The sequence below is a fragment of the Actinoplanes subtropicus genome, assembly GCF_000721705.1.
Taxonomy (GTDB): domain Bacteria; phylum Actinomycetota; class Actinomycetes; order Mycobacteriales; family Micromonosporaceae; genus Actinoplanes; species Actinoplanes subtropicus.
Window position 1 is genome coordinate 165,120 of the sequence record NZ_JOJL01000029.1, and the last position, 18,844, is coordinate 183,963.

General features: G+C 70.5%; 17 protein-coding genes. 12 read left to right on the top strand and 5 right to left on the bottom strand.

The window, feature by feature from the left end; translation table 11 throughout:
- Window positions 1–2 precede the first annotated feature (2 nt).
- The 6 genes from IH26_RS0136835 (at window position 3) to IH26_RS0136860 (ending at window position 8,940) form a co-directional block, all read left to right on the top strand.
- Window positions 3–881, top strand: coding sequence for a hydroxymethylglutaryl-CoA lyase (locus IH26_RS0136835; RefSeq protein WP_030440904.1), 879 nt, complete (start codon window positions 3–5; stop codon window positions 879–881).
- A 114-nt stretch (window positions 882–995) separates the two neighbouring features.
- On the top strand, window positions 996–1,982 hold the full coding sequence (locus IH26_RS0136840; RefSeq protein ID WP_030440905.1) for a hypothetical protein: 987 nt from the start codon (window positions 996–998) through the stop codon (window positions 1,980–1,982).
- Window positions 1,983–2,271: 289 nt separating this feature from the next.
- Window positions 2,272–3,489, top strand: coding sequence for a chaplin family protein (locus IH26_RS0136845; protein ID WP_030440906.1), 1,218 nt, complete (start codon window positions 2,272–2,274; stop codon window positions 3,487–3,489).
- 223 nt (window positions 3,490–3,712) lie between these two features.
- Window positions 3,713–5,242 carry an acyl-CoA carboxylase subunit beta gene (locus tag IH26_RS0136850; RefSeq protein WP_030440907.1) on the top strand — a complete coding sequence of 510 codons (1,530 nt, stop codon included), beginning with the start codon at window positions 3,713–3,715 and terminating at the stop codon, window positions 5,240–5,242.
- A 16-nt stretch (window positions 5,243–5,258) separates the two neighbouring features.
- Entirely contained in the window at window positions 5,259–6,413 is a 1,155-nt protein-coding gene (locus IH26_RS0136855; RefSeq protein WP_030440908.1) for an acyl-CoA dehydrogenase family protein, read from the top strand.
- Window positions 6,414–6,513: 100 nt separating this feature from the next.
- On the top strand, window positions 6,514–8,940 hold the full coding sequence (locus tag IH26_RS0136860; protein ID WP_030440909.1) for an ATP-binding protein: 2,427 nt from the start codon (window positions 6,514–6,516) through the stop codon (window positions 8,938–8,940).
- Window positions 8,941–9,226: 286 nt separating this feature from the next.
- Here the strand turns inward: IH26_RS0136860 and IH26_RS0136865 are convergent, their stop codons facing one another.
- Window positions 9,227–9,715 carry a MarR family winged helix-turn-helix transcriptional regulator gene (locus IH26_RS0136865; protein WP_034216717.1) on the bottom strand — a complete coding sequence of 163 codons (489 nt, stop codon included), beginning with the start codon at window positions 9,713–9,715 and terminating at the stop codon, window positions 9,227–9,229.
- A gap of 105 nt (window positions 9,716–9,820) precedes the next feature.
- On the opposite strand from IH26_RS0136865, the gene IH26_RS0136870 reads away from it, so the two are divergent.
- Complete coding sequence (locus tag IH26_RS0136870; RefSeq protein WP_030440911.1) at window positions 9,821–10,399, top strand: YceI family protein; 579 nt, start codon at window positions 9,821–9,823, stop codon at window positions 10,397–10,399.
- 167 nt (window positions 10,400–10,566) lie between these two features.
- A complete protein-coding gene (locus IH26_RS0136875) occupies window positions 10,567–12,045 on the top strand; it encodes a glutamate-cysteine ligase family protein (RefSeq protein ID WP_030440912.1) in 1,479 nt (492 codons plus the stop codon).
- Window position 12,046: 1 nt separating this feature from the next.
- Here IH26_RS0136875 and IH26_RS0136880 read toward each other — a convergent pair whose 3' ends face one another.
- Entirely contained in the window at window positions 12,047–13,405 is a 1,359-nt protein-coding gene (locus tag IH26_RS0136880) for an MFS transporter (RefSeq protein ID WP_030440913.1), read from the bottom strand.
- Between the two features lie 135 nt (window positions 13,406–13,540).
- Between IH26_RS0136880 and IH26_RS0136885 the strand changes: the two genes are divergently transcribed.
- On the top strand, window positions 13,541–14,290 hold the full coding sequence (locus IH26_RS0136885) for a PASTA domain-containing protein (RefSeq protein ID WP_030440914.1): 750 nt from the start codon (window positions 13,541–13,543) through the stop codon (window positions 14,288–14,290).
- Here IH26_RS0136885 and IH26_RS54440 read toward each other — a convergent pair.
- Window positions 14,287–14,583, bottom strand: a complete 297-nt coding sequence (locus IH26_RS54440) for a hypothetical protein (protein WP_034216718.1) — start codon at window positions 14,581–14,583, stop codon at window positions 14,287–14,289. The genes IH26_RS0136885 and IH26_RS54440 overlap by 4 nt on opposite strands.
- A 364-nt stretch (window positions 14,584–14,947) precedes the next feature.
- Between IH26_RS54440 and IH26_RS0136895 the strand changes: the two genes are divergently transcribed.
- The 3 genes from IH26_RS0136895 to IH26_RS0136905 all read left to right on the top strand — a co-directional run bounded on the left by IH26_RS0136895 (window position 14,948) and on the right by IH26_RS0136905 (window position 16,614).
- On the top strand, window positions 14,948–15,826 hold the full coding sequence (locus tag IH26_RS0136895; RefSeq protein WP_030440916.1) for a helix-turn-helix domain-containing protein: 879 nt from the start codon (window positions 14,948–14,950) through the stop codon (window positions 15,824–15,826).
- Complete coding sequence (locus IH26_RS0136900) at window positions 15,790–16,014, top strand: DUF397 domain-containing protein (RefSeq protein WP_030440917.1); 225 nt, start codon at window positions 15,790–15,792, stop codon at window positions 16,012–16,014. The genes IH26_RS0136895 and IH26_RS0136900 overlap by 37 nt, the downstream gene beginning before the upstream one ends.
- A 150-nt stretch (window positions 16,015–16,164) precedes the next feature.
- A complete protein-coding gene (locus IH26_RS0136905; RefSeq protein ID WP_030440918.1) occupies window positions 16,165–16,614 on the top strand; it encodes a hypothetical protein in 450 nt (149 codons plus the stop codon).
- 9 nt (window positions 16,615–16,623) lie between these two features.
- Here the strand turns inward: IH26_RS0136905 and IH26_RS0136910 are convergent, their stop codons facing one another.
- Together IH26_RS0136910 and IH26_RS0136915 are read right to left on the bottom strand one after the other, a co-directional pair.
- Window positions 16,624–17,217: a hypothetical protein gene (locus IH26_RS0136910; protein ID WP_030440919.1), complete on the bottom strand. Its 594-nt coding sequence runs from the start codon at window positions 17,215–17,217 to the stop codon at window positions 16,624–16,626.
- 84 nt (window positions 17,218–17,301) lie between these two features.
- Window positions 17,302–18,126 (bottom strand): WecB/TagA/CpsF family glycosyltransferase, encoded by an 825-nt coding sequence (locus IH26_RS0136915; RefSeq protein ID WP_030440920.1) that lies wholly within the window; start codon window positions 18,124–18,126, stop codon window positions 17,302–17,304.
- Window positions 18,127–18,844 lie beyond the last annotated feature (718 nt).

An 18,844-nucleotide genomic window follows, 5' to 3' on the forward strand; every position in this document is an offset into this window, starting at 1 on the left:
CCATGACTTCGGTGAGCATTCGTGAGGTCGCGCCGCGGGACGGCCTGCAGAACGAGGAGCCGATCCCGACCGACTCCAAGGTCCGGCTGATCGACGCGCTGAGCCAGACCGGCGTCCGGCGAATCGAGGCGGTCTCGTTCGTGCATCCGAAGGCGATTCCGCAGATGGCCGACGCGGACGCCGTTTGGTCATCAATCACGAAAAATCCGGACGTCAGGTATTCGTCGCTCATTCCGAACACCCGGGGCGCGCAACGGGCCCTGGCCGCCGGCTTTCGCGAGATCGAGGTCGTGGTCTCGGCGAGCGACACGCACAACCGCCGCAATCTCAACCGGTTCACCGAGGAGTCGCTGGACGACATCGCCGGGCTGATCCCGCTCGTGCACGAGGCCGGCGCCACCCTGGAAGTGGTCGTGGCGACCAGCTTCGGCTGTCCCTTCGAGGGTGACATCGACCCCGATCGGGTGGCCGGCATCGTGGCCCGGGTCCGGGCCGACGGCGCCGACCGGATCGCGTTCGGCGACACCACCGGCATGGCGACTCCCCGCCGGGTGCGTGACCTGCTTTCCGCCGTACGCCCGGACCTGCTGCACTTCCACAACACCAGGGGCACCGGGCTGGCGAACATCCTGACCGCCCTCGATCTGGGGGTGACCGAGTTCGACGCCAGCGTCGGCGGGATCGGCGGTTGCCCGTACGCTCCGGGCGCCTCCGGCAACGTCGCGACCGAAGAGGTCGTCCATATGCTGCACGACATGGGCATCGACACCGGAATCGACCTGGACCGGCTGATCGAAACCGCCGAGCTGGCCGAGAAACTGCTCGGCCGTACGCTTCCGTCGGGCGTTCTCCGGGCCGGCCCGCGGACGAGATTGGTGTGATTTCCCCGGCGCCGCGCTGCGATCATTTTTCCCATTTGCTCGCGTGACCCCCGCTCGGTCGCTTCGTTACCAATAACGAGTGGCCGATGTCGGTCGACGACGAGGGGCGGATCAATGACGGGGCTGGCGGTGGAACGCTTGTGGCGCGCCGCGTCGCCGTCGTCGCCTTCCCCCGCCGAGGTCTCCACGCCCTTGCCGCCTCACATCCAGGGGGCGGAGCGGCGCCGGAGCCGGTGGGGTCTGCGCCTGCTCGTCGTCGGTGGCCTGGCCGGTGCGGCCTGGCTGCTCACCGGCGCCGCCGCGCACGCCGCGGACCGAACCGGCGAGCCCGACGGCTCGTTGCTCAGCGCGGTCGTCGGCGGCGACGCCACCGCGCCGGTATCCGGACTCCTGGCAGCGGCCGCCCAGCCGCTGGAGGCCGAGCCGGCCCATCGTCAGCAGCACCACATCGTGTCCGACATTCTCGCGGTTCCGCAGCGGGTTCTCGCCCGCCCGGCGGAGACCGTGCGCCTGATCGCGCACGACCCCACCGGGACCACAGTGGACACCGCCAAGGGCGGGGTCGACACGGTCCTGCACGGGGTGGCCGAACCACTCCGCCTCACCGGCGGACCCGAGCCCGCCCCGCAACGGATGCTCGCCGTGGCCGCCGATCCGGTCTCCGACCAGGTCGTCAGCCCGGCCCCAGCGGTCGCGCCGGAAGTGATCGCACCGGCGCGGGCGACGTCCGTGAAGATCAGCAAGGCCTTGCCGGTCCCGACCGCCGGCGCGGTTCGCGCCGTCGCCGTGGCCCGGCAGACCAAGCCCGTCCCGCACCGGATCGTCCACCGGCACCGGACCGCCCGTCCGGCGGCTGCCGAGCGGGCGACGGCGGGCGGGAACTCACCCGGCGGTGACGGTTCCACCACACCGCAGCTGCACCTCGGGGACGTCAGCGGCACTCCGACCAGCGGGTCGGGGACGCGGACGGAGGGCGCCTCCGCGGCCTTCCTGCCGGATGCGATCGCGAACAGCACGGTGGCCTGCCGCCTGCTGCCGATCGCTGCCGGCGACCAGGTCCGGCGTCACGACGCCGAGGCACCGACCGTCTCACCTGACTGAGTGAAGGCGTCCGGCGGTCCGCCCGACCGTCGGCAGACCGGCCGGCACCGCTTCGGTGTCCGCGTACCGGGTCGATTCCCCACCCGCTTGCGAACAAGCGGCGAATCGCGACGCCTGAATCACACGCACCGCACCGAAGCGCCACACAGGGGCGCATGTCGACAAGCGGAGTCAGGGCAGAAGAAAAAGAAGCCAGGGCACCGCTGCGCCCGAATGCAGTTCCGGAACAATCGCTCAACTGAATACGACACACCATTCGCCGAAACATTTCTGAAAGGCAATTCTTCGCATGAAGACTTGGGTTCGCAAGACGCTGAGCGTCGGTATCCTGGCCGCCGGCGCGCTGCTGTTCGCCCCGGGCGCCGCCCACGCCGGTGGGCACGGTAACGGGGGCGGGAGCGGGTTCGCGCAGGTCACCGGCGCCAACAACGGGATCCTGAACGGCACTCAGATCGGCGTGCCGATCAACGTGCCGATCAACGTCTGCGGCAACTCGCTGGGCATCCTCGGCGAGGCCAACGCGACCGCGATCTGCGCCAACCGCACCGAGGGTGCGCGGGACGTCCAGGCGACCGGGGTCAACAACGGCATCCTCAACGGCACCCAGGTGCTGGTGCCGATCAACGTGCCGGTGAACGCGGTCGGCAACTCGGCGGCGGTGCTCGGCGCGGCCAACTCGACCGGCGTCGGCGTCAACGGCGCCCGCGGCCGCAAGGCGGAGAGCGCGCACACCACCGAGGGCTTCGGGCCGGGCTTCGCCCAGGTGACCGGGGCCAACAACGGGATCCTGAACGGCACCCAGATCGGCGTGCCGATCAACATCCCGATCAACGTGTGCGGCAACTCGCTGGCCCTGCTCGGCGCGGCCGACTCCCGCGCGATCTGCGGCAATGACGTGTTCGCCGGGCACCGCGGCAACGGCTGGATGCGGGAGAGCGGCCACACCACCGAGGGCGCCCAGGGCGGCCCCGGCTTCGTGCAGGCCACCGGCGCCAACAACGGGATCCTGAACGGCACCCAGATCGGCGTGCCGATCAACATCCCGATCAACGTGTGCGGCAACTCGCTGGGCGTCCTGGGTGAGGCCAACTCGGCCGCGCTCTGCGCCAACGACGTCAGCGACGACGCGTGGGGCTGGGGCGGCGGCCACGGCCACGGTGGCCACGGTCACGGCCACGGCGGCCACGGCAACGGCGGCGGCCAGAACGCTGGTGACAACGGCGACAACGGCGACGGCAGCTACCTGGGCGACAACGGCAGCAAGCCGGGCAACGGCGGCTACGGCAACGGCGGCGGCAACAGCGGCTACGGCCACGACAACGGCGGCGGCAACAGCGGCTACGGCCACGACAACGGCGGCGGCAACGGTGGCTACAGCCACGGCGGCGGCGCGACCAAGCCGGCCACCGGTTCGGACAGCGACGCGAAGGGTGGCCGGGAGAGCCTGCCGGTCAGCAACCTGACCGACTCCGTCAGCGGCCTGAGCCTGCTGGACTCGCTGCGCTGAGGCGACAGCACGGAAGAACCGGGTAGCGCCGTCCCGGGCGCGACCCGCACGACGCCAGGAGGCGTCGAGCAAGGAACCGGTGCCCCTCCACGGCACCGGGCGTAAGGAAACGGACGGGAGTCTCCGCAGCCGGCGGAGGCTCCCGTCCCGCGTTGTAGATCCTTGTTCCGGTGCGCTACCCTAACGCTCGTTAAGGTTCTAACGGTCGTTAAGGAGAAATCCGTTGACCATCGACGAGGAGGCGCTCGCCCAGGTACGCAAGCGCGTGCTGGCCGGCGGCGCCGAGCGCTACCACGCGGCGAACGCGGCGAAGGGCAAGCTGTTCGCCCGCGAGCGGATAGCGCTGCTGGTCGACGAGGGCTCCTTCGTCGAGGACGGCCTCTATGCCAACAGTCTCGCCGACGGCCTGCCCGCGGATGGTGTGATCACCGGGGCTGCCCGGATCGACGGGCGGGACGTCTGCCTGATGGCCAACGATTCCACGGTCAAGGCCGGCTCCTGGGGCGCCCGTACGGTTGAAAAGATCATCAGAATCATCGAGCGGGCGTACGCGACAGGCGTCCCGATGGTCTACCTGGTCGATTCGGCCGGCGCGCGGATCACCGACCAGGTCGACCTGTTCCCCGGCCGCCGCGGTGCCGGCAAGATCTTCCACACCCAGGTGCGGGCCTCCGGCTCGATCCCGCAGGTGTGCGCCCTGTTCGGGCCGTCCGCCGCCGGCGGCGCGTACATCCCGGCGTTCTGTGACGTGGTCGCCATGGTCGAGGGCAACGCGAGCATGTATCTGGGCTCCGACCGCATGGTCGAGATGGTCACCGGGGAGAAGACGACACTCGAGGCGATGGGCGGCGCGCGGGTGCACTGCGCCGAGTCCGGCGTCGGCCACTTCCTCTGCAAGACCGAGCAGGAGGCGCTCGACACGGTCCGCACCTACCTGTCCTACCTGCCGTCCAACTGGCAGGAGCAGCCGCCCAGGGCGGAAGCCAAGGAGCCGACCGGGGTCGATCTGGCTGCCTTGGTTCCGGCGAGCGAGCGGCAGGCTTTCGACATGCGGCGGTACGTCAAGGGCCTGGTCGACGCCGGTTCGTTCGTGGAGATCCAGGCCCTCTGGGCGCGCGAGCTCACGGTCGGGTTCGCCCGGCTGAACGGCGAGGTCGTCGGGGTCCTCGGCAACAACTCGATGTTCAAGGGCGGCGTGCTGTTCGTCGACTCGGCCGACAAGGCGACCCGCTTCATCCAGCTCTGCGACGCCTTCAACGTGCCGCTGCTGTTCCTCTCCGACGTGCCCGGTTTCATGGTCGGCTCGGCGGTGGAGAAACAGGGCATCATCCGGCACGGCGCCAAGATGATCACCGCGGTCTCCGAGGCCACGGTCCCCAAGATCTGCGTGGTGGTCCGCAAGGCGTACGGCGCCGGCCTGTATGCGATGGCCGGCCCCGGTTTCGACCCGGACGCCACGATCGCCCTGCCCACCGCCAAGATCGCGGTGATGGGCGCCGAGGCCGCGGTCAACGCCGTCTACGCCAACAAGATCGCGGCGATAGAAGACCTTGATGAGCGCGCCGCGTTCGTCGCCGAGCGCCGCGCCGAGTACGAGCGCGACATCGACATCATGCGGCTGGCCAGCGAGTTGGTCGTCGACGCCGTCGTCGAGCCGGGCGACCTGCGTACCGAAATCATCCGCCGCCTCGCCGCCGCGCGCGGCAAGGACCGCGGCTTCTCCCGGCGCCGGCACGGCGTCACCCCCGTCTGACAGGAGTGCGAACATGGTGAACTTCCGGCTCGACGAGGAGCAGGAGGCGCTGCGCGAAACCGTCCGGGACTTCGCCCGCGAGCAGGTGGCGCCGGTCATCGCCGAGCACTACGAGCACAAGACCTTCCCGTACGACCTGGTGCGCCAGATGGGCAAGATGGGGCTGTTCGGCCTGCCGTTCCCGGAGGAGTACGGCGGCATGGGCGGCGACTACTTCACGCTCTGCATCGCCCTCGAGGAACTGGCCAGAGTGGACAGTTCGCTCGCGGTCACCCTGGAGGCGGGGGTCTCGCTGGGCGCCACCCCGATCTACCGGTTCGGCACCGCCGAGCAGAGGGAGCAGTGGCTGCCCCGGCTGGCCACCGGCGAGGGGCTGGCCGCGTTCGGCCTCACCGAGCCGGGCTCGGGCACCGACGCCGCGGCGATCACCACCCGCGCGGTGCTCGACGAGTCGACCGGCGAGTGGGTGATCAACGGCAGCAAGGCGTTCATCACCAACTCGGGCACCGACATCACCCTGCTGGTCACCGTGATGGCGGTGACCGGGACGAACCCGGACGGCTCCAAGGAGCTTTCCACGATCATCGTCCCGGCGGGCACGCCCGGCTTCACCGTGGCGCCCGGCTACTCCAAGGTCGGCTGGTGCGCCTCGGACACCCACGAACTGTCCTTCGACGACGTACGCGTCCCGGCCGGCAATCTGCTCGGCCCGCGCGGCCGCGGCTTCGCCCAGTTCCTGCAGATCCTCGACGAGGGCCGGATAGCGATCGCGGCGCTCGCCGTCGGCCTCGCCCAGGGCTGCGTCGACGAGTCGGTCCGGTACGCCAACGAGCGGCAGGCCTTCGGCCGCCCGATCGGCAACTACCAGGCGGTCCAGTTCATGATCGCCGACATGGAGCTGCGGGCGCACACCGCCCGGCTCGGCTACTACGACGCCGCGTCCCGGATGCTCGCCGGCGAGGACTTCAAGCGGTACGCGGCGATCGCCAAGCTGAACGCCAGCAACGCCGCGATGGAGAACAGCCGCTACGCCACCCAGGTGCACGGCGGCTACGGCTTCATGAACGAGTCGGCGGTCGGCCGCTTCTACCGGGACGCCAAGATCCTCGAGGTCGGCGAGGGAACCTCCGAGGTCCAGCGCATGTTGATCGCCCGGGGCCTGGGCCTCTAACCAGGACATATTCCGTATTTGCTGCCAAGCCTTTGGTCCGTTTTCCGACAGGGTTGGATGTCGGCTCGCCGGTACGGAAATACGTGCATAGGTTCGCACCATGGCGGCAGACGAAGCGGGCCCGGGCGGCTCAGGCTTCGATACCGTGCTGCGCCGGAACCGGCTGCGAGCGAAGCTGACCCAGGAGGAGCTGGCCGCCCGCGCGGCGATCGGCGTCCGGACGGTCCGCGACCTGGAGCGCGGCCGCGCCTCCCGTCCCCAGCGCACCACCGTCGAGTTGCTCGCCGCTGCGCTGGGGCTCTCCGGCGCCGACCGCGACGCGTTCCTCGCCGCCGCCCGCGGCCAGGCGGCCGACGAGCCGCTGCCGCCCACCTACTTCCTGCAGATCCCGCCGAGCGCCGAGCTGATCGGCCGGGACGACGACGTCGCCGAGTTGTCCGCCCGGCTCACCGCGGCGGACGGGCCGCGCGGCGTCACCCTGGTCGGCATGGCCGGGGTGGGCAAGACCAGCCTCGGCATCGTGGTGTCGCATCGCGTCGCCGAGGCGTACCCGGGCGGCGTCGCCGGCATCGTGATCACCGACGGCGCGTCGATCGGCGAGCTCCTCGGCAGCATCGCCGCCGGGTTCGGCGTGGGGCACCCCGACGACCTGGCCGGCCGGTTCGCCGGGCGGGCCGGCCTGCTGTTCGTCGACGCCGTCGAGCGCTCGCCGGACGCGACCGCCGAGATGCTCGCCCGGCTGCTCGAACGGATCCCGTCGCTGCGGTTCCTGGCCACCGGGCGGCACCCGGTGGGCCTGCCGGCCGAGCGGGTCTGGCCGCTTGCGCCGCTGGTGTCGCCGCCGTTCGAGACGCCGAACACGCTGGCGGCGGTCTCGGCGTACCCGGCGGTGGGTCTTTTCCTGGAACGGCTGAGCCGGGTCCGCCGCACCCCGCTCGAGCCCGACGAGATCGCGCCCCTGGCCGGTTTGGTGCGGCGCCTGGGTGGGCTCCCGCTCGCGATCGAGCTGGCCGCCGCGCGCGGCCGGGTGCTGACCATTCCGGAGATCCTCGACCGGTACGGCGACCGCGTCCTCGACCTCGACCGGCCGGGCACCGCGGCCGTCTCGCTGCGGGACGCCGTCGCGGCCAGCTACCGCCTGCTCAACCCGGGCGAGCAACGGGCCCTGCGGTTGCTGGCGATGTTCCGCTACCGCTGGTCGCTGACGCTCGCCGAGCAGCTCACCGACGGTGCGCAGACCGACGGCGCCGACATCGTCCACCTGCTCGACCGGCTGCTCGAGCTGGGACTGCTCAGCGTGCGCGGCAGCCGGACCGTCCGGTTCCGGCTGCTCGAGTTCGTCCGCGACTACGCGTTCGAGCGGGCGGCCGCTGAGGGCGAGCTGACCGAGGCCCGCCGGCGGCACGCGCGGGTGCTGGCCGACCTGGCCCAGCAGATCGCGCCGGACCTGATCGGCACCCGGCTGGCCGAGGCGGCCGGCCGGCTCGACGACGTCTCCGGCGACCTCGGCGCGGCACTGGCCTTCGCGGCCGGGGAGGACCCGCACACCGCGCTGCGCATCGCCGCCGCGTTGCCGCGCTGGTGGCGGTTCCGCGGGCGGGACGTGAGCGGCCGGCAGTGGCTGCGCCGCCTGCTCGACGATCCGCGCACCGCCGACGCCGACCCGGCCACCCGGGCCTGGGCCAAGATCGGGCTGGCCCAGTTGGCCCTCGAACACGGCGCCGGCGCCGAGGAGGTCGGGGCGGCGACCGCGGCGGTGGCCGAGTTCGAGCGGCTCGGCTCGGTCGTCGGCCAGCTCGCGGCGCACACCCAACTGGCCGGCCTGTTCATGAGCATCGGCGGGTACGACGACGCCCGCCGGCACGGGACGGCGGCGTTGGCCCTGGCCCGCCGGAACAACAAGATCCGGGACATCGCCGTCGCCGAGAACAACCTGACCTGGCACGAGATCCGCGAGGGTGACCTGGCGGCGGCGCGGCGCCGGCTCGCCGCGGTCGACGAGCTGGCCAGCCAGTGCGGCGAGGAGCGGCTGCGCGCACTGGCGATGGCCAACCTCGCCGAGGTGGCCCGGCTGGACGGCAAGCCGGAGGAGGCCGAGCGGCTCGGGCGCGGCGCGATGCCCGAGCTCGAACGGGTCGGCGACCCGAACCAGCGGCGCCGGCTGCGGGCGACGATCGGGCTGGCCCTGGCCGAGCTGGGCCGGACCGACGAGGCGCTGGCCATCCTCGAGCGGCTGCGGCCGCCGGAGGACTTGCCGCCAGACGGGCCGGCCGCGGTGGTCGAGGGGGCGATCGCGCTGAGTCAGGGCGAGCAGAAACACGCGGCCGAGTGCTTCGCGCGGGCGGCCGAGGCGTACGACGGGGCACACGACCGGCGGGACGTGGTCGAGGCGCTGGTCGGGCTCATCGTCAGCACGCCGGACCAGGAGGAACGAGCGGCGGCGCGGCGGCGGCTCACGGCGCTCTGCGAGGCGGGCGGGATCACGCTGCTGCCCCGGGAACGGGAGCGACTGGCGACCGTGGGCTGATGTGGTGCGGGGCCGATGCGGTGCGGCGCGGACGGCCGGCGTTCGTGCCCCCCACGCGCCGGCCGTCGCAACGCCCCACCAGTAACGCGGCGAAAACAAGGCTCCCCCGTCAGCCCCGTACGTCGCCTCGATCGCGCCGCATCCCCCTTGCGCTGATCACAGTAGCCGCGGCGCGCACAGCGTTCGGGTGATATGTCCCTTTAGCGGCCAGGCTGGGGCGGTTCTGCCGGTACTTCTGCCGGTTTGCCGGTCCGCCGGACGGGGATGTGGTTCGGTGTACGGGAGATCAGGCCGCCTCGACCCGGGACGCCTCATTGCTGCCGGCGGTGGCGCACGGGTTCACCGCGTCACGGATCTTCCGCATCGACTCCAGCAGCCCCGTCAGCTGCTCGGGGGTGAGCTGGCCGATGAACCACTCCTGGACGAGGGCGAGATGACCGGGAACAGCCGCCTCGAGGCGCGCCGTGCCGTCGTCGGTGATCACCGCGTACGAGCTGCGGCGGTCGCTGGCGCAGGCCTCGCGCCGGACCAGGCCGTCGCGGTCCATCCGGTCGACCACGCGGGTGACGCCGCTGGTGGAGAGGGAGGTCTGGCCGGCCAGGTCGGTCATCCGCAGCCGGCGGCCGGGCGAGCGGGCGAGGCGCAGCAGCACCTCGAACTCGACGGCGGAAAGGCGGTGCTCTTCGAGCTGCGCGGCGAACCGCGCGGTCAGGCCCGCGTAGGCCTCGGCGAAAAGACCGAACGCGGTGAAGCGGGGGTCATCCAGGTTGCTCACAGGTTCGATGCTAGCTCAGTCTCTTGACAGGCGGAATGTTGCTCAGACTATAGTTGTTACGTCAGGCAAACACGACCACACAGCGCTCGAAAGAAGGAACTAGTCATGACCGAGTCCGTCGCCGGCACCCGTCCGTTCGAGGGGCTGCAGATCCCCGCCGCTGGCACCTACGTGCTTGATGCCGCGCACAAGCGGGTGGGTTTCGTGGCGCGACACCTGATGGTCAGCAAGGTCCGCGGCCAGTTCGCCGAGGCGACCGCCACCATCACGATCGGTGAGGACCCGCTGACCTCCTCGGTGACCGCGTCGATCGTCGCGGCCAGCATCGAGACCGGCCAGGTCGACCGGGACAACCACCTGCGCAGCGGCGACTTCTTCGAGGCGGAGAAGTACCCGACGCTCGAGTTCCGCAGCACCGGCATCAAGTCGCACGCCGGCGCCGAGTTCGTCCTCGACGGCGAGCTCACCATCAAGGGTGTCACCAAGCCGGTCGAGCTGGTCGTCGAGTTCGAGGGCGCCACCGTCAGCCCGTACGGCAAGGGTGTCTTCGGCTTCAGTGCGCACACCGAGATCGACCGCGAGGACTGGGGCCTGACCTGGAACATGGCCCTCGAGTCCGGTGGCGTCATGGTGGGCAAGAAGGTCAAGATCGAGATTGAGGGCGAGGCCATCCGCCAGGACTGACCCGGGCCGATCGTCCACATTCGAGCCGCCGTCCGCATGCTGGACGGCGGCTCGATGGCGTCTGGCGTACCTGCCCTCCGGGATGGCAAGGTGGACCGAACGCACATGTTCGCTCACGGGGTGGTGATCGAAAGTCCGTTTTGTTCCTGGCGGTGCCGGAGGGGTACGTGGGCAAGGATCTCTCAACCATCGCCTTTGCACCCGAGGACCGGGTGACTTACCGGCACAAAGTGCGCCGATGTCTCGACGTGCTCGCGCAGCTGCTCGACGCCGCCGCGTTCGAGACCACCGAGGGCCGGACCGGGCTGGAGATCGAGCTCAACCTCGTCGACGACGGCGGCCGCCCGGCGATGCGCAACGCTGAGGTGCTGGGCTACCTCGCCGACCCGACCTTCCAGACCGAGCTGGGGCAGTTCAACCTCGAGCTCAACGCGCCACCGCGGATCATCGCCGGGGACGGCTTCGGCTCGTACGAGCGGGAGATCCTCGACTCGCTGCGCCGGGCCGCCGACCGCGCCGCGAAGGCGGACAGCGGCATTGTCCTGATCGGCATGCTGCCCACCCTGACGCCGGACGACCTGGTGCTCGCCAACCTCTCCGCGAACCACCGATATCGCCTGCTCAACGACGAGATGGCGGGCGCCCGGGGCGAGCAGTTCCGGCTGGACATCCGGGGTGTCGAGCGGCTGCAGAGCACCAGCGACTCGATCGCCCCCGAGGCCGCGTGCACCAGCGTGCAGTTCCATCTGCAGGTGCCGCCGGACCGGTTCGCCCGGTGCTGGAACGCGTCGCAGGCGGTCGCCGGCGTACAGGTCGCGATCGGGGCGAACTCGCCGTACTTCCACGGCCGGCGGCTGTGGGCGGAGACCCGGATAGCGCTCTTCGAACAGGCCACCGACGTGCGTCCGGACGAACTGAAAGCTCAGGGTGTACGCCCGCGGGTCTGGTTCGGCGAGCGCTGGATAACCACGGTGTTCGACCTCTTCGAGGAGAACGTCCGCTATTTTCCCCCGTTGCTGCCCATCATGACGGACGAGAACCCGGAGCTGGTGCTGTCCGGCGGCGGTATCCCGCACCTCGGTGAGCTGCGGTTGCACAACGGGACGGTCTACCGGTGGAACCGGCCGGTGTACGACGTGATGAACGGCCGTCCGCACCTGCGCGTGGAGAACCGGGTGCTGCCGTCCGGGCCGACGGTGATCGACCTGCTGGCCAACGCGGCGTTCTACTTCGGGCTGGTGCGCCAGCTGGCCGAGGAGGAGCGGCCGATCTGGTCGCGGCTGAGCTTCGCCAACGCCGAGGACAACTTCCACCGCGGCGCCCGGGACGGGATCGCGGCGGTGCTGAACTGGCCGTCGCTCGGCGAGGTGCCGGTCACCGAGCTGGTGCGTACGGTCCTGCTGCCCAAGGCGCATCGGGGGCTGGACCGCCTCGGCGTCGATTCCGCGCACCGGGACCGGCTGCTGGGCGTGATCGACGAGCGGTGCCGGGTGGGGCGCAACGGCGCGAGCTGGCAGACCGAGGCGGTGTGCTCGGCCCAACTGCGGCGGGGGCTCTCCCGGCCGGCGGCGCTGCACGACATGCTCATGCGGTACTGGGCTTTGCAGCAGAGCAACGAGCCGGTGCACACCTGGCCGGTCGACTGACTCAGTCGGCCGGGGGCTTGGGGTTGATCTGCGCGATGGTCGGGGTCGTGGGCGGGGGCGTGACCGTCGACTTCGGTGACTCGGGTTCGGCCTGCTTGGGGGCCGCCTTCCGGCCACGGAAGCGGCCGGGGCGTGCGGCGGCGGCGATCTCCGGATCGGACTTGCCGTTGGACGGCGGAGCGGGCCGCGCACCCGGGTGACCCGAGATCGGCGGGGGTGCCTTGGGCGGCTCGGTGACCGGTTTGGGGGCTTTGGGCGGCTCGGTGAGCGCGTTGGGGCTGCGGGTGGCGGGCGTGCCGACCGGGCTGGGTTTCGGCGTGCTCGACGGCGTCGGCTCCGGGCGCGGGGCCGACTGGGGCGCCGCGCGGCCGGCGGCGACGGGCTTCGGGGCCGGTTCGTTCCTGGTCCCGGCGGCGGGGAGGCGCTCGGTCGGCTCGTCGTCCTCGTCTTGCTCCTCGGTGGCCGGTTCGTCTTGCCGAACGGTTCGGGCCTCGGCCGGGGTGGCGAGGGACTTCGCGATGGCGACCGCCAGCGCCGAGCCGGCCAGGCCGGAGAGCACGGCGTACGGGGCGATCAGATACGCCGACTCGATCGGGCCGGGCGAGCCGGTCAGGCGCGGCGAGAGGGCGAGGAACGAGACCGCCACCAGCAGCGGGCCGACCGCGCCCGAGGCGGCGGCGCCCACGCCGAGGTCGCCGCGGCGAACCGCCGGGACCACCGCGATGATGCCGAGCCCGAAGGCGGCCGCGATGGTCAACAGGGCGCTCGGCCAGTAGATGACGCCGTAGCGGGTGGCCGACGTCTCGACGAACTGCCAGCTGGTCAGGTACGTGGCTGTCGCTCGGCCGAGGACCAGCTCGACGACGATCGCGGTGATCGCCAGGGCCCACAGCCAGGCCGCGGTGGCGATCAGATTGGCGGCCACCGGGCGCGACCAGACCGCCCAGAACGCGACTATCACCCCCAGGGCGACGCCGAGCAGCGCGTAGCTCGCCGCGACCATCTGTGGCGAGTGCGTGTCCAGGCGTACGGCCGCCCGGGCCGGAAGCGCGATCAGCGCGACGCCCACCAGCGCACCGACCCCCGCGGAGATCGCGAAAGCCAATCGCCAAGGCCAGCTCGGCCGCGTGGCCCGCGCCCCGGCCAGCCGGCTCGCGATGACCGCGCCGAAGACGGTCGCGCTCGCGGTGATCCAGGTCGCCCAGCCGAGGCTGCCCAGCCACTCGCTGCGATCCTCGGCCACGGTGACCGGCCAGACGATGACGCCCAGGCCGTAGCCCAGGCCGAGTTGAGCGGCGCCGGTTCCCGCGGCGACGCCGGCCGCGGTCGCGACCCGTCCTGTCCAGCCCTTGTCGGCCATGCCGGGCACTGTAGCGGTCACTGTCTTCCCCTGCTATTCATCGGCGGTGGTCACAACGGGGAGCGTAGGTAACACGCGTCCCGCAAGATTGGATACGTTGACCCGGGCGGGTGACGACGCGGAGGAGACCGGCAAATGTCCGAGGAGAGCGACGAGACGCGGCGGGTCCCGCCCGCGGACGACGCCACTCTGCCCGGAAAGCGGCTGGACGACACGATCGCCGAGCCCGTTTCCCCGGGGGGGACCGACGCGACCAAGGTCGCGCCGGCCGCCGCGGGCGACGACTGGTCGGTCTGGGCCGGCCGGGCCGAGGTGCGCCCCCCGCGACCGGGGCGGTCGATCTACGACACCGACTGGGACGGGCCGACGCCACCCCCGCCGGGGCAGCGCGACCGGTGGTGGATGCCGATCATCGTCGGGATCGTCGTGTTGCTGCTGCTCGGCGTCCTGGCCTGGGCGATCTACGTGATCGTGCAGAACTCGGGCCAGCAGCCCGGGCCGGTCCCGACGACGCAGCCGACGGCCGTGGTGACGACCGACACGCCGACGGCCGCGCCCAGCACGGCGCCCAGCTCGCCGCCCTCGACCGAGCCGTCGACGGTTCCGACCACGACGGCCACCACGCAGGAGCCGACGGCCGCGGTGACGGTGCCGGCGCTGCGCGGCTTGCCGCTGGCCGAGGCGCGGGCGGCGCTGAATCGGACCGGGCTGCCGTACCGCGTGCTCTACCTGAACAGCACGGCGGCGCCCGGGACGGTGATCGACAGTGATCCGGCGGAGGGGCAGGAGGTACCACCGGACACGAGAGTCACCATCGTGGTCGCGCAGCAGGGAAACGCGACCACCACGCCGACCGGGACGGCCACCGCGACGGCGACCCGCTAGCGGTTCGTCCGGGCCCGGGCCGGGACGGTGCCGGTGGCCAGGCCGGGCTGACGGGCGTTGCGGGCGCGCGGGTCGGGCGCCTTGCCGACCGCGCGCAGGCCGCTCACCTGCACGAAGATGGAGCGCCGCTCGACCGCGTCGCCGGCGGTGTTGAGCTCGTAGCCGTCAAGCCAGATCCAGCCCTCGTACGTCGGCCAGTCGTGGACCCGGATGACCCGGAAGAGCATCGGCGCCGCGAATTGGACGCTCGCTGCCTTCGTCACGTGTATGACATCACCGGACCGAGGAAGCACGTCATCTCCTGCCCTTGACACGAAAGCACTTAGTGTGCCCGGTCGCGACTCCATTGCAAGCCCATGGCAATGCCAATCGCCAAAAGCGTTGCGGAACGTCACCGCCGCCGATCTGCCGAACGTCGTAAAGTGGATCAGTCCACCCTGGACGGTCTGATGACCGGACCCCCGCGAACGGCGCCGTAACGGCGCGCTGAGCCGGACTCGGCCGCATCACCCGAAGGTGGGGAGTGACGCGGGCCATACCGAAAAGATTGCACCACGAGTCGTGTCGATGCAAGTTGCATGTACGTCTTCCGTGATTGTCGGTCTTGTCGGACCCGTTGTCTTGAACGATTAAATGATCGACAGAGAGACTGAAGAAGTGAATCAGCACCGGAGTCCCACCATTCGTCGGCGGCGCCTTGGCGTCGAGTTGCGCCGGCACCGCGAAGAGGCGGGCGTGACGATCGATGTGGTGGCGGAACGGCTCGGCTGCTCGACGTCCAAAGTGTCCAGGATTGAGACGGGACATACCAGTGCTTCGCCCAGCGATGTTCAGCACATATTGGACATTTACGGCGTAGACGAGTCGATTAAGGCGGAGCTCGTTCAAATCGCTCGCGAGGCGCGTCAAAAGGGTTGGTGGCACCCGTATTCCACGGTCCTGGCCAGCGCGTATGTCGGTCTGGAGACGGCGGCGCGGTCGATCCGGGCTTACGAGCAGCATGTCGTTCCGGGGTTGCTGCAGAGTGAAGAGTATGCAATTGCCCTGATTCGTGGTGCCCAACTGGATGACGAGCGGGAAATCGAGCAACGGGTCCGTGTCCGGATGCAAAGACAAGCGTTATTGATTCAGGACGATCCGATCGATCTTCGGGTGGTGCTCGATGAGGCGGTGCTGAGTCGGCCGGTCGGCGGCGAGTTGGTCATGCTTGATCAATTGAAGAAATTGATCGAGGTGGCTCGCCTGCCGAACGTCACGTTGCAGATCTTGCCGTTTGCGGCCGGCGCCCATGCCGGCATGGATGGCTCGTTCGTGATTCTCGAGTTCGAGGAGGAGGGAGACGCGGATGTGGTGTTCATCGACAACGCGACCGGCGGCCTGTTCCTGGAGAAGGCTGAGGAGCTCAGCAAATACGTCTCGATCTTCGACATCGTCCGAGCGTCGGCCCTCCCCCCGGAGGAGTCCATCGAGATGATTGAAACTCTGGTAGAGGAGCCATTGTGGAAGTCGAAGCGAAGGGTTTCCGGGTCGACCTGACCCAGGCACAGTGGTTCAAGAGCACACGTAGCGGTCCCAACTCCGACAACTGCGTCGAGGTGGCATTCGTCGACGAGGCGATCGTGGTCCGGGATTCCAAGGACCAGGACGGCCCTGTACTGATCTTCACGGCCGACGAGTGGGACGCGTTCGTGGGCGGTGCCAAGGACGGCGAGTTCGACCTCTGACCTCGCCAGACGCCGGACGACGGCCGGCCTGCCCGCGAGGCGCGGACGGGCCGGCCGTAGTCATTTCTGTTCTCGCGTCGTTGAACGGCACAAGCGCGGACCGGTCCGCGCCGACGGCCGGGACATCTCCGAGCGAGGCAAGGCAGACATATGACCATTGGTTCCGACAACCTCAGCAACGGCTCCGCGACGGCGCAGGACCGGTTCAGCGGCGGGGTGAGCGCGTACCGGCAGAACCGGCGCGAGGCCGGGCTGTCCAGCGAATCCGGCGAGACCGAGCTGATGTCGCGGGCCGGCAGTTCCGGGCTGCCGACCCGGTCGCCCGGCCGGTCGCACAGCATCGAGCCGACCAGCGCGCTCGACCGGGCGGCCAAGCTGCCCTCCCTCGACCTGCACGGACTGACCGAGCCGGTCTTCCCGTCCTCCGGCTGGCCGGACTCGGGCTCGCAGTCGATGGCCGATCACCCGCTGCTGCGCGGGCTGCTCATGGAGCTGCCGGCGCGCGGGCAGCTCCCGCCGTCGGACTGGCTGGACCGGTGGTTCGAGGCGGCCCGCTCCATTCTCGAGCTGCTCTACGTGCAGGAAGCCAAGAAGAACTGAGTCACCGCTTCACCGGGAGACGGGGACCCGGGGGCGGTTGCGGCCGATCGGGGCCAGCGCCAGCAGGCTCAGCCGGCTGTGGCGCACCGCGGCGCGCACGCCGATCACCACCACGGCCGCGCCCACCACGGTGATCGCGATGCCGGCCACGCCGGTCGCCGGAACCGCGACCAGCCGCGCCGCGATCGGCAGCCCGAGCAGCGCCGCCAGGGCGGTGACCTGCATCGGCACCAGAATGAGCGGGTGCGCGGCCGCCGCGCGCAGGGCCGGTGGCACCGGCGTCTGCGGCGCGGTCGCGAAGGCTCCGGCGCCGCGACGAACCTGACCGAGACGGCGTACGCCGAGGGTCAACACGATCAGGCCGGGCACGGCCGGGAGCAGCGCGGCGGCCGGCGCCGCGGAGGAACCGGGCAGTATCCAGGTGACCAGCGGCACCGCGACGAACACGGCGGCGCCGGCCGCGACCAGCGCGGTCAGCGTGCCGGCCCGGCGGCGCAGCTCGCGCGCCGTCCGCGCGCGCGGCAGGGCGTCGGCGACCAGGCCGGCGGCGAGCCAGGCCACGGCGAGCGCGGCGACGAGGATGAGGTCCGCTGCGATGTCCACATCGACAGCCTTCTCCGATGGCCGGTTTATCGAAACCGGGTTATCACCGGAGCCGCATGCGGGGGTGTCCCCCTAGGTGGCTGTTCATACGGCGAACTTGTCGACCGGCTCGGTGGCGGGCGGCGGGGGCGTGGCCTTCCACAGCCCGCTCTTCTGCGCGGCCAGCCGGGCCAGATACGCCGGGTTCAGCAGGACGTAGCGCCGCCAGAGGCGCTTGGGCTCGAGGCCGAGCCGCCACAGCCACTCGAGCGCGTACTTCTGCATCCACGGCGGCGGGTTCTTCAGCAGGCCGGCGTGGTAGTCGAAGGCGGCGCCGACCGCGAGCAACGGCATGTCGAGGTGCGGGCGCATCGCGTACGTGAAGACTTCCTGTCGCGGGCAGCCGAGTCCGACCAGGACGATGCGGGCGCCGGACGCCTTGATCCGCTCGGCGATCTCGATCGGCTCGCCGCTGTTCGAGGCGCGGAACTTGGACGCCTCGACGCCGGCGATCTTCAGACCGGGGAACATTCCCTCCAGGTTCGGCACGAGCCGTTCCAGGGTGGGCTCGGTCGACCCGTACAGATAAATCGGAAGGCCCTCGGCGGCAGCCCGCTCGACCACCTTCAGCGTCAGCGTGGGCCCGTAGACGCGATCGGTCAGGCCCGCGCCGTGCACCAGGTTGAGCGCCCACCGCACCGGCTGCCCATCCGGGGTCACCAGATCGAAGGAGTTGAGCCGACCGTTATGCGCCCTGTCCTGCACGCCGGTCATGACTCCGTGCACCGCCAGAGCCGTCACCGCGAACCCGCGCCGCTCCCGGGCAGCCTGCATGATCCGCTCGGTCGCATCCCGATAGTCGGTGACGTCGACCAGAACACCCAGAACACTGCGCTTTCCCTGCCCAACACCGGCACGCGCGACCGTCACAACGACAACACTCCAAGGATCCGAGACCAGAAGCCAGCAGCGAGCCTAGCCCGCCACCTCAACCCACCAGCAATTTCACCGGTACCCCCGAGCCACGTCAGCCTCCCGGATCCCCCACCCCAAACACAACCCCAAACCCCCTAAGTAACAAAAATCACCCAACGCCCGCTGCATCACGCTGTCGCCCGATTTGCGTACACATCGGGCCGGGGTCACCCGTACTGTTAGACAAGCGTGACCAACAACGAAAGAGTGACCACAACGCAATGCCACACGGGCACTTTGGCGAGCGAAGCGAAGCCCAACCCCGCCCAGCCACCCACTCAGCGTGACGTGACGCACCGTGGGGGTTTCAGGGGGCTCGGCCCCCTGAGCAGATATGACCGAGGGCCCCGGTCCGCGCTTTTTGCGGACAAGGGCCCCCGGCACTGCGGACAAGGGCCCCCGGTCCACCCACTCAGCGTGACGTGACGCACCGTGGGGGTTTCAGGGGGCTCGGCCCCCTGAGCAGATATGACCGAGGGCCCCGGTCCAACCGTGCGCGTCTGCCATTCCGCCACATCCCCGTGGCAAAGTTGGCTGCTGGGCCAACTTCTTGTTACTGGCTGCGACAGACTACGCTGTCGCACGTCACCAAGCGAGTTGTTAACGCCCGCGACGCCAGGGAAGACTAGCACGGCGTTAGCGGGGGTCATACGAGGGTCGAGAAGTGCCGGCG

Bases quoted from the DNA above. Each gene is read 5' to 3' on its own strand.
- IH26_RS0136880 (WP_030440913.1), bottom strand. From the start codon at position 13,405: ATGGCCGACAAGGGCTGGACAGGACGGGTCGCGACCGCGGCCGGCGTC.
- IH26_RS0136860 (WP_030440909.1), top strand. From the start codon at position 6,514: ATGGCGGCAGACGAAGCGGGCCCGGGCGGCTCAGGCTTCGATACCGTG.
- IH26_RS0136840 (WP_030440905.1), top strand. From the start codon at position 996: ATGACGGGGCTGGCGGTGGAACGCTTGTGGCGCGCCGCGTCGCCGTCG.
- IH26_RS0136835 (WP_030440904.1), top strand. From the start codon at position 3: ATGACTTCGGTGAGCATTCGTGAGGTCGCGCCGCGGGACGGCCTGCAG.
- IH26_RS0136845 (WP_030440906.1), top strand. From the start codon at position 2,272: ATGAAGACTTGGGTTCGCAAGACGCTGAGCGTCGGTATCCTGGCCGCC.
- IH26_RS0136905 (WP_030440918.1), top strand. From the start codon at position 16,165: ATGACCATTGGTTCCGACAACCTCAGCAACGGCTCCGCGACGGCGCAG.
- IH26_RS0136870 (WP_030440911.1), top strand. From the start codon at position 9,821: ATGACCGAGTCCGTCGCCGGCACCCGTCCGTTCGAGGGGCTGCAGATC.
- IH26_RS0136885 (WP_030440914.1), top strand. From the start codon at position 13,541: ATGTCCGAGGAGAGCGACGAGACGCGGCGGGTCCCGCCCGCGGACGAC.